Genomic DNA, 9,427 nt, shown 5'->3' on the forward strand with positions numbered 1-9,427 from the left:
ATGCCCTACAACCATATTCTGGTCGCTGTAGATCTAACCGAAGAGTGCGACCCTGTAATCCACCGAGCTCGCGAACTGTCGGTGAGCAATGGCGCGAAATTATCCCTGGTGCACATTGTCGAGCCGATGGCCATGGCCTTTGGCGGTGACGTGCCGATGGACCTGTCACAACTGCAACAACAGCAGTTCGATCAGGCCAGGGAGCGCCTCGACCGGTTGATCATGAAATACCCGGAGCTCTCCAAGGAATACAGCCACCTGACCTACGGCCAGCCACGCCAGGAAATTCACCACCTGGCCAAGGAGCAAGGTTGCGACATGATAGTGGTCGGCAGTCACGGCCGGCATGGCCTGGCACTGCTGCTTGGCTCAACCGCCAATGACGTACTGCACGGCGCGCCTTGCGATGTGCTGGCGGTGCGCCTGCAAAACAAAAGCTGACAACATTGCCCCTGTGGGAGCGAGCCTGCTCGCGAATGCGGTGCAACATTCAACGAGTCTGTTGACTGTCACTCCGCATTCGCGAGCAGGCTCGCTCCCACACAGGCTCTACAGCAGCCTGAAGATTGCATATGAAAAGCCCGGCGCCCATCACTGAACGCCGGGCTTTTTCATGACCGGATCAATCAGGCATCCAGCTCGGCCCAGCGCTCGACCATTACATCCAGTTCAGCCTGCAACTGCGACAGCTGAGCGATCACCGCAGCGGTTTCCGTAGCCGGACGCAGGTAGAAACCAGCATCCGCCATCTGCGCTTCCACGGCAGCGATCTGCTGCTCCATGACTTCGATCTGCCCTGGCAACGCTTCCAACTCGCGTTGCAACTTGTAGCTGAGCTTCTTCTTCGCCACCGGCGCTTCGACAGCTGCCGCGACCGGCGCAGGCTCGGCCTTGACCACAGCAGAGTTCAGGTCAGCCTTGCCGGATTTGCTTTCGGTCACGCCCAGCAGGCGCGGCGAACCGCCCTGACGCAGCCAGTCCTGATAACCGCCGACATATTCGCGAACCTGGCCTTCGCCTTCGAAGACGAGGGTGCTGGTGACCACATTGTCGAGGAATGCCCGGTCGTGGCTGACCATCAGCACAGTGCCATTGAAGGTCAGCAAGACCTCTTCCAGCAGTTCGAGGGTTTCGACGTCGAGGTCGTTGGTCGGTTCGTCGAGTACCAGCAGGTTCGCCGGCTTGCTGAACAGCTTGGCCAGCAACAGACGGGCACGCTCACCACCAGATAGCGCCTTGACCGGCGTGCGGGCACGCTGCGGGCTGAACAGGAAGTCGCCGAGGTAGCTCAGCACATGGCGGCTCTGGCCGTCGATATCGATGAAGTCGCGGCCTTCGGCGACGTTGTCGATCACGGTTTTTTCCAGATCCAGCTGATGGCGCAACTGGTCGAAATAGGCGACGTCGATCTTTGTCCCCTCTTCCACTTTGCCGCTGGTTGGCTGCAAGCCGCTGAGCATCAGCTTCAACAGCGTGGTCTTGCCGGTGCCGTTGGCGCCGAGCAGACCGATACGGTCACCGCGCTGCAAGACCATGGAGAAATCCTTGATCAGGAACGGTCCGCCCGGGTGAGCGAAGCTCACATTCTCGAGCACCATCACCTGCTTGCCGGACTTGTCGGCGGTTTCCAGCTGAATGTTGGCCTTGCCGGTACGTTCACGACGCTCGCTACGCTCCACGCGCAAGGCTTTCAGTGCACGCACACGGCCTTCGTTACGGGTACGACGGGCCTTGATGCCCTGGCGAATCCACACTTCTTCCTGAGCCAGACGCTTGTCGAACAGCGCGTTGGCGGTGGCTTCAGCGGCCAGCTCGGCTTCTTTATGCACGAGGAAACTGGCGTAGTCGCCGTTCCAGTCGATCAGCCCGCCGCGATCCAGCTCGAGAATGCGGGTCGCGAGGTTTTGCAGGAAGGAACGGTCGTGCGTGATGAACAGCACGGCGCCCTGGAAATCCTTCAGCGCTTCTTCGAGCCAGGCGATCGCACCGATGTCCAGGTGGTTGGTCGGTTCGTCGAGCAACAGCAGATCCGGCTCGGACACCAGGGCCTGGGCCAGCAGGACGCGACGACGCCAGCCACCGGACAACTCGGCGAGGGTCTTGTCGGCCGGCAGTTGCAGGCGGCTGAGGGTGCTGTCGACCAGGGTTTGCAAACGCCAGCCATCGCGGGCTTCGAGGTCGTGCTGGACGTGCATCAGCTTGTCCAGGTCGGCGTCGGTGACGATGTTCTGGCTCAGATGGTGGTACTCGGCGAGCAGCGCTCCGACACCGTCCAGGCCTTCGGCCACGACGTCGAACACTGTCCGCTCGTCGGCTACCGGCAATTCTTGCGGCAATTCGCCGATCTTGAGCCCGGGTGCGCGCCAAACGGAGCCGTCATCGGGCTTCTGGTCGCCCTTGACGAGCTTCATCATGCTGGACTTGCCAGTGCCGTTGCGGCCGATGATGCACACCCGCTCTCCACGGGCGATCTGCCAGGACACCTTGTCCAACAACGGCATAGCGCCGAAAGCAAGGGACACATCGCTGAATTTGAGCAGGGTCATGAGCTTCTCCAAAAACCGGGCGCGCATTCTACCTGAATCGAGGCTTCAGAAGGCCGGCAATTTCACTGTCGGAGCACTCTGCACTACAAATGTTGCGAACTGATGCAGACAGGTCCGCAAAGCTTTCGCCCGCTGCTGGCAAAAGGCTAAGCTACGGATAATTCAGTGTTGGGCATCGCCAGCACTTGTCATGGTTTTTCTGTCCGGACGTCTCATGCGCAGTCGCCTTCTTAATCTTTTGTCCTGTTTTTTACTATCTGCCGCTGCCGTTCATTCCGCCCAGGCGGTGGACCTGTCCACCCAACGCCAATATTACGATGAAGCCAAGCGCGCCCTGGCCAAGGGCGATACCGGCCCGTATTTCCGATACAGCCAGGCCCTGGCCGATTATCCGCTGGAGCCGTACCTGGCGTATGACGAGCTGACCGCGCGACTGAAAACCGCGAGCAATGCCGAAATCGAAAAATTCCTCGCCGAACACGGCGACCTGCCCCAGGCCAACTGGATGAAGCTGCGCTGGTTGCGCTGGCTGGCCGATCGCGGCGACTGGGCGACCTTCGTCAGGTATTACGACCCCAAAATGAATTTCACTGAACTGGACTGCCTGAACGCGCAGTACCAGATCAGTCACAACCTCAAGTCCGAAGGCTACGCCAACGCCAACAAGCTCTGGCTGACCGGTAAATCCCAGCCCGAGGCCTGCGACGCCTTGTTCGGCATGTGGGCCGCCGAAGGCCAATTGACCGAGCAGAAACGCTGGGAGCGCGCCAAACTCGCCGCCCAGGCGCGCAACTACCCGCTGGCCAACAGCCTGGTCAACGGCCTGACCACCCTCGCCCCCCGTGGTCGCCTGTTGATCGACGTGGCGCAAAAACCCGAACTGCTCAACAACCCTTCGCGCTTTACCCCGGCGGACGAGCCGATGTCGGATGTGGTCAGCCTTGGCCTGCGCCGTCTGGCCCGTCAGGACCCGGACAGGGCCATGGCGCTGCTCGACGGTTATGCCAGCAGCATGCACTTTTCCCGCGACGAAAAAGTGGCGATCGCCCGGGAAATCGGCTTGACCCTAGCCCGCCGTTTCGACAGCCGCGCGCTGGACGTGATGACCAAGTACGACCCGGAACTGCGCGACAACACCGTGTCCGAATGGCGCCTGCGCCTGCTCCTGCGCCTGGCCCGCTGGGACGATGCCTACCAGCTGACCCGCCGCTTGCCCCAGGATCTCGCCACTACCAACCGCTGGCGCTACTGGCAGGCCCGCAGCCTGGAACTGGCGCAGCCGCAGAATCCGGAAGCGCAAACCCTCTACAAGAACCTTGCCCGTGAGCGCGACTTCTATGGCTTCCTCGCCGCCGACCGTTCGCAATCGCCCTATTCACTGATCAACAAACCACTGGTGCTGAGCCCGGCGACCATCAACAAGGTGCGCAACACCCCTGGCATACGCCGCGCCCTGGAGTTTCATGCACGCGGGCAGATCGTCGACGGTCGCCGCGAGTGGTACCACGTCAGCCGGCACTTCAGCCGCGACGAGATGGTCGCCCAGGCAAAACTGGCCTATGACCTGAAATGGTATTTCCCGGCGATCCGTACCATCAGCCAGGCACAGTACTGGGACGATCTGGATATCCGTTTCCCGATGGCTCACCGCAATACCCTGGTGCGCGAAGCCAAAAATCGCGGCCTGCATTCGAGCTGGGTGTTCGCCATTACCCGTCAGGAAAGTGCCTTCATGGACGACGCCCGTTCCAGCGTCGGCGCCAGTGGCCTGATGCAACTGATGCCTGCGACTGCCAAGGAAACCTCACGCAAATTCAGCATTCCTTATGCGTCGCCGCAGCAATTGTTCGAACCGGACAAGAACATCCAGCTCGGTGCCGCCTACCTGAGCCAGGTCCACAGCCAGTTCAACGGCAACCGTGTCCTCGCCTCTGCCGCCTACAATGCCGGTCCCGGACGTGTTCGCCAGTGGCTGCGCGGCGCGGATCATTTGAGTTTCGACGTGTGGGTGGAAAGCATCCCGTTCGACGAAACCCGCCAGTACGTGCAGAACGTACTGTCGTACTCGGTGATCTACGGCCAGAAACTCAACTCACCACAACCGCTGGTGGATTGGCATGAGCGGTATTTTGACGATCAGTGATCCAGTTATGAGGCGCTAACTAAAAATGCCCGCATCGTGTGATGCGGGCATTTTCATGAGTACCCAAAACGTCTACAGAGACTTCAACCCTGCAGCGAATTGATAGCCATGGGTTGTCAGGCGATATTTTTGCGTAGGACTGTTGGGCGCCCCTGGATCAGTCATCTCAATCAAACCTGCCGCCAGTGCCGGCTTGAGGTAGTTAGCCCGGAACGTCGCCTTGTGTGCCAGCCCGACCTCAGCCATCAACTCGCTGACCTTGAGAGGGCTGCCGCCACCAAACACCAAAAGCAGCTTCGTTACTTGGTCGGTTACTTGATCGGTTACTTGGTCGGTCATTGATTTGCCACCGATCGCTTCCGACAGCGCCTGATTCAACGCTTTAAGCATGAACTCAACAAAAGGTGTCGATTCAGCTAACTGATCTGACGCCGACAATACTGCGTAATACGCATCCTGCTGATCTCGAACAACTGCCTCGACAGGCATAAAAGCCAACACTGCTCGCCATTGACTCAGGATCAATGTCTGCCAGAGCCGCCCCATACGTCCATTGCAGTCGGCAAAGGGATGGATGAATTCGAACTCGTAATGGAAGACACAACTGATAATCAGCGGGTGCCAATCAGAAGTGCCAACCCACGCCAACAAATCATCCATCAGATGCCCAACGCGACTCGGGGGAGGCGCCATATGGACCAGTTGCTCACCGCGGTAGATACCAACGCCGGATTGACGATACTGCCCGAAGTCATCAATCAAACCGTGCATCAGCAGCCTATGAGCCTGCAGCAGGTCAGCTCGACTGTTCGGCCGCCACTACGATTGCCACGTCGCAATTGCGGTGTCTGCCGACTGTCTTCCCCAGCCGAAAGCTGACCAATCTGTTCGCTGATCTCGGCAATCAACGCCAGTATTTTCGTGGTCAGGGTCAACGGCGGTTGATAGCGACTCATATCCTCATCCAGGCTTGCAACTCGGGTCGACATAATGCCCGATCGTGGCTGCATACAGCAGCCATCTTTCACGCCGCCTCATGCCCATCACTGAACTGCAACGCCGCCAACCGCGCATACAACGCATTACCGGCAATCAACTCCTGATGTGTACCCACCGCCACCAGCTTGCCTTGATCCATTACCGCGATACGGTCGGCGTTTTTGACCGTCGCCAGGCGATGGGCGATGACCAGGGTGGTGCGGTTTTTCATCAAGCTCGGCAAGGCCTGCTGAATCAGGTGCTCACTTTGGGCATCGAGGGCGCTGGTGGCTTCGTCGAGCAGCAGGATGGGGGCATCAACCAGCAGTGCCCGGGCGATGGCCAGGCGTTGGCGCTGGCCACCGGACAAACCCAGGCCACCGTCACCCAAGTGCGTTTGGTAACCGTTGGGCATGGCTTCGATGAAGTCATGGGCGTAGGCAATTTTTGCCGCTTCCTGAACCTGCGCCAAGGTCGCCGTCGGATTGCCGTAGCGGATGTTGTCTTCAATGCTGCCGAAAAACAGCGCCGGGGTTTGCGAAACCAGGGCGAAACAGCGACGCAAGTCCAATGGATCAAGGCGGGTCAGTGGTACACCATCCAGCAAAATGCGCCCTTCAGCCGGGTCATAAAAACGCAGCAACAAGTCATACACCGTCGACTTGCCGGCACCGGATGGCCCGACCAAGGCCAGGGTTTCGCCGGCCCTGACTGTCAGATTCAAGCCATCGACCGCGTAGCTTTCGGGACGTGACGGGTAAGAAAAACGCACATCCTGCAGCAGCAGATCGCCCTTCACCCGCGTGGGCAAGGTCACCCGATCGGTGACCGGTGGCAGGATTATGTTTTCCGAGCGCAGCAATTCGGCGATCCGCTCCGCCGCGCCGGCCGCGCGCTGCAACTCGCCAATCACTTCGCTCAAGGTGCCGAACGCACTCCCCACAATCAGGCTATAGAAGACAAACGCCGCCAGTTCGCCTGCGGAGATCCGCCCGGCAATCACATCCATGCCGCCAACCCAGAGCATGACGCCCACCGCGCCCAACACCAGTACGATCACCAGGGTAATCAGCCAGGCCCGCTGGAAAATACGCTTGCGCGCGGTATCGAACGCCTGCTCCACGGTCACGGCAAAACGCCGCTCGTCCTGGCTCTGATGGTTGTAGGCCTGCACGGTCTTGATCTGCCCAAGGGTTTCGGAAACGTAACTGCCGATGTCGGCAATCCGGTCCTGACTCAGGCGCGACAGGTTACGAACGCGGCGACCGAAGATCAGGATCGGCGCGATCACCAGCGGCAAGGCGACCACCACGATGCTGGTGAGTTTGGGGTTGGTGATAAACAGCAGGATGATCCCGCCGATCACCATCAGCAGATTGCGCAAGAACATCGACAGTGAAGAGCCGATCACCGATTGCAGCAACGTGGTGTCGGCGGTCAGTCGTGACTGGATTTCGGAGCTGCGGTTGTTCTCGTAGAAACCCGGATGCAGATAAATCAGATGATTGAACACCTGGCGACGGATGTCGGCGACGCAGCGCTCGCCGATCCACGACACCAGGTAAAAACGCGAAAAAGTGCCAACCGCCAGACCGATCACCAACAGCATGAACAAGCCGATGGACTGGTTGAGCAGGTGCGGCGATTGGGTCATGAAGCCCTGATCCACCAGCAAACGAATGCCCTGCCCCATGGACAGGGTAATGCCCGCCGTGACGACCAGCGCGAGCAAGGCACCGAAAGCGTGCCAACGATACGGCGCGATGAAACGGCTGGCGAGGCGAATCGCACGGCGGTGTCGAACAGAGAGCATTGGCATCATCCAGATGGGAGCAATTGACAGGTTTACCCTACACCGCTCAATGGAGTGGAACTTGGTAAATCACAATGAGTCAGGTTAATTATGACCGTAAACACGAGGGCCTAGACGCTATTGGTCTAAAGTCCGGGTGGCAAGGAGGCGGCATTTCTGGTGGACTGGTGTTGCCGCCATGAAACGATCGCAGGGAGTTGTCACGACCCGGTCACCTGGCGGTTCTACAGTAAGCACACAACCTGATGAGGAGACAGGCCATGTCCTTAAACAGCAGCGATGTCACCGTTCCAGTGATCCGCCCGAAACGAGATGAGTCTCTGGATTGCTCGATTGTGGATGAGAAGGGCCGCGAAATACCGATCACTGAAGAGATGATCCAGAAAGCCTGCCGCGACCTGGAAAAACGATTGGTCAAGCCTGCCGAACAAAAGTGATATAGCCACCGTCTTCTTGACCCGGCCCTGGTTGGCCGGGTTTTTTATGGGTGTTTGCTGGAAGATTTGTGGGGCGGCCATTCGCGAGCAGGCTCGCTCCCACAGAAGATCAGTCAGCGCCACAGACCCACTGTGGGAGCGAGCCTGCTCGCGAAGGGGCCAACTCGGTTACTGGACAGCCGTTGCCCCCAACGCCGCCACAATCTTGTGCAACTGCGGCGCATCCCCGTCGATCCGCACCTGCAACCCGTCAATCTCGCGCCGCGACGGGTAGTTCTTGCGCAGTACATCGAACGCCGCCCGCTGTTCACTCACGCTGCCGACAAGACTGCGACGGAAGTCCGCATCGTCACGGCGCGGGTCGTACACACCACGGCACAACATTGCCAGCGCCCAGGCCGGATCGCTTTCAGCGTTCAACGTCACCTGCGACAACCAGGGGGCCGGCAATAGATCGCTCAAGCTGACCCGGGCTGGTTGCCCGGCAAAATCGCAGTAGGCCTGATAGATCTGCGCCGTGCCGCGCTGCTTGCCATCCAGGCTGTACCCGGCAATGTGCGGCGTCGCCAGCACGCAAAGTTCGGCCAGCGCCACATCGACTTCCGGCTCACCTTCCCAAACGTCCAGCACCGCTTGCAGATCTTCGCGCTCCAGTAACACATCGCGCAGGGCGGCGTTATTGATCACCGGACCACGACTGGCGTTGATCAGCCAGGTGCCGGTCTTGAGTTGCTTGAGACGTTTTTCATCAAACAGGTGCCAGGTCGGCTGATTGCCACGCTTGTTCAATGGCGTGTGCAGGCTGATCACGTCGCACTGCTCGATGATCTCTTCCAGGCTGACGTAATCTCCACCCTCGAAAGCGTGCCGTGGCGGGTCGCAGACCAATACCTTCCAGCCCAGCCCCTGCAAGACCTTGACCAGCCGCCCGCCGACCTCGCCGGCACCGACCACACCGTAGGTACGTGCGGTCAGGTCGACGCCTTCGATTTCGGCCAGGGTCAGCAGACTGCCGAGCACATAGTCGACCACGCCCCGGGCATTACAACCCGGCGCGCTGGACCAGGTGATGCCGGCCTGCTGAAAGTAATCCAGGTCCAGGTGATCGGTGCCGATGGTGCAGGTACCGACAAAACGCACCTTGCTGCCTTCAAGCAACGCGCGGTTGACGTTGGTCACCGAACGCACCAGCAACACATCGGCCTGCTCGACGGTAGCTCGGTCGATGGAACGTCCCGGCACCCGGCGGATCTCGCCGAAACCTTCGAAGAAGGCATCGAGCAGGGGGATATTTTCGTCGGCAACAATCAGCATGGCAGGCTCCTTTGGCGGGGTTGGCAGTGTAGGCGCAGATGCCGTCCAGCGCCTAGCACCGATCCCCTTCGGCAGCTCCTTGTATCTCGACTATCGCTCCATCAGGAGCGATAGTTCTCGACTGATCATCGAGGGAGGGACTTGGAAGCCGTGCAGCTCCTTAGGCTTTTTGCCTGTGATGTAGATCGTGCTCCAG

The 9,427-nt window shown here is 59.6% G+C and carries 6 protein-coding genes and 1 pseudogene; 3 read left to right on the forward strand and 4 right to left on the reverse strand.

What is annotated here, in order from left to right; genetic code table 11:
- Entirely contained in the window at positions 1-441 is a 441-nt protein-coding gene (locus CKW21_RS27535; protein WP_095197009.1) for a universal stress protein, read from the forward strand.
- A gap of 185 nt (positions 442-626) precedes the next feature.
- Here CKW21_RS27535 and CKW21_RS27540 read toward each other — a convergent pair whose 3' ends face one another.
- On the reverse strand, positions 627-2,546 hold the full coding sequence (locus tag CKW21_RS27540) for an ATP-binding cassette domain-containing protein (RefSeq protein ID WP_095197010.1): 1,920 nt from the start codon (positions 2,544-2,546) through the stop codon (positions 627-629).
- A gap of 214 nt (positions 2,547-2,760) precedes the next feature.
- Between CKW21_RS27540 and CKW21_RS27545 the strand changes: the two genes are divergently transcribed.
- Positions 2,761-4,689, forward strand: coding sequence for a transglycosylase SLT domain-containing protein (locus CKW21_RS27545; protein ID WP_095197011.1), 1,929 nt, complete (start codon positions 2,761-2,763; stop codon positions 4,687-4,689).
- A gap of 72 nt (positions 4,690-4,761) precedes the next feature.
- On the opposite strand, the pseudogene CKW21_RS27550 reads toward CKW21_RS27545, so the two are convergent.
- Together CKW21_RS27550 and CKW21_RS27555 are read right to left on the reverse strand one after the other, a co-directional pair.
- Positions 4,762-5,645, reverse strand: a pseudogene (locus CKW21_RS27550) (Fic family protein).
- 68 nt (positions 5,646-5,713) lie between these two features.
- Entirely contained in the window at positions 5,714-7,489 is a 1,776-nt protein-coding gene (locus CKW21_RS27555; protein WP_170948752.1) for an ABC transporter transmembrane domain-containing protein, read from the reverse strand.
- Positions 7,490-7,740: 251 nt separating this feature from the next.
- Here CKW21_RS27555 and CKW21_RS31590 point away from each other — a divergent pair, with 251 nt between their 5' ends.
- Entirely contained in the window at positions 7,741-7,917 is a 177-nt protein-coding gene (locus CKW21_RS31590) for a PA1571 family protein (RefSeq protein ID WP_170948753.1), read from the forward strand.
- A 168-nt stretch (positions 7,918-8,085) separates the two neighbouring features.
- On the opposite strand, the gene pdxB is transcribed toward CKW21_RS31590, so the two are convergent.
- Positions 8,086-9,231 carry a 4-phosphoerythronate dehydrogenase PdxB gene (gene pdxB / locus CKW21_RS27560; protein WP_095197013.1) on the reverse strand — a complete coding sequence of 382 codons (1,146 nt, stop codon included), beginning with the start codon at positions 9,229-9,231 and terminating at the stop codon, positions 8,086-8,088.
- Between the last annotated feature and the right edge of the window lie 196 nt (positions 9,232-9,427).

It is taken from the genome of Pseudomonas sp. Irchel 3A7, from assembly GCF_900187565.1.
Taxonomy (GTDB): Bacteria; Pseudomonadota; Gammaproteobacteria; order Pseudomonadales; family Pseudomonadaceae; genus Aquipseudomonas.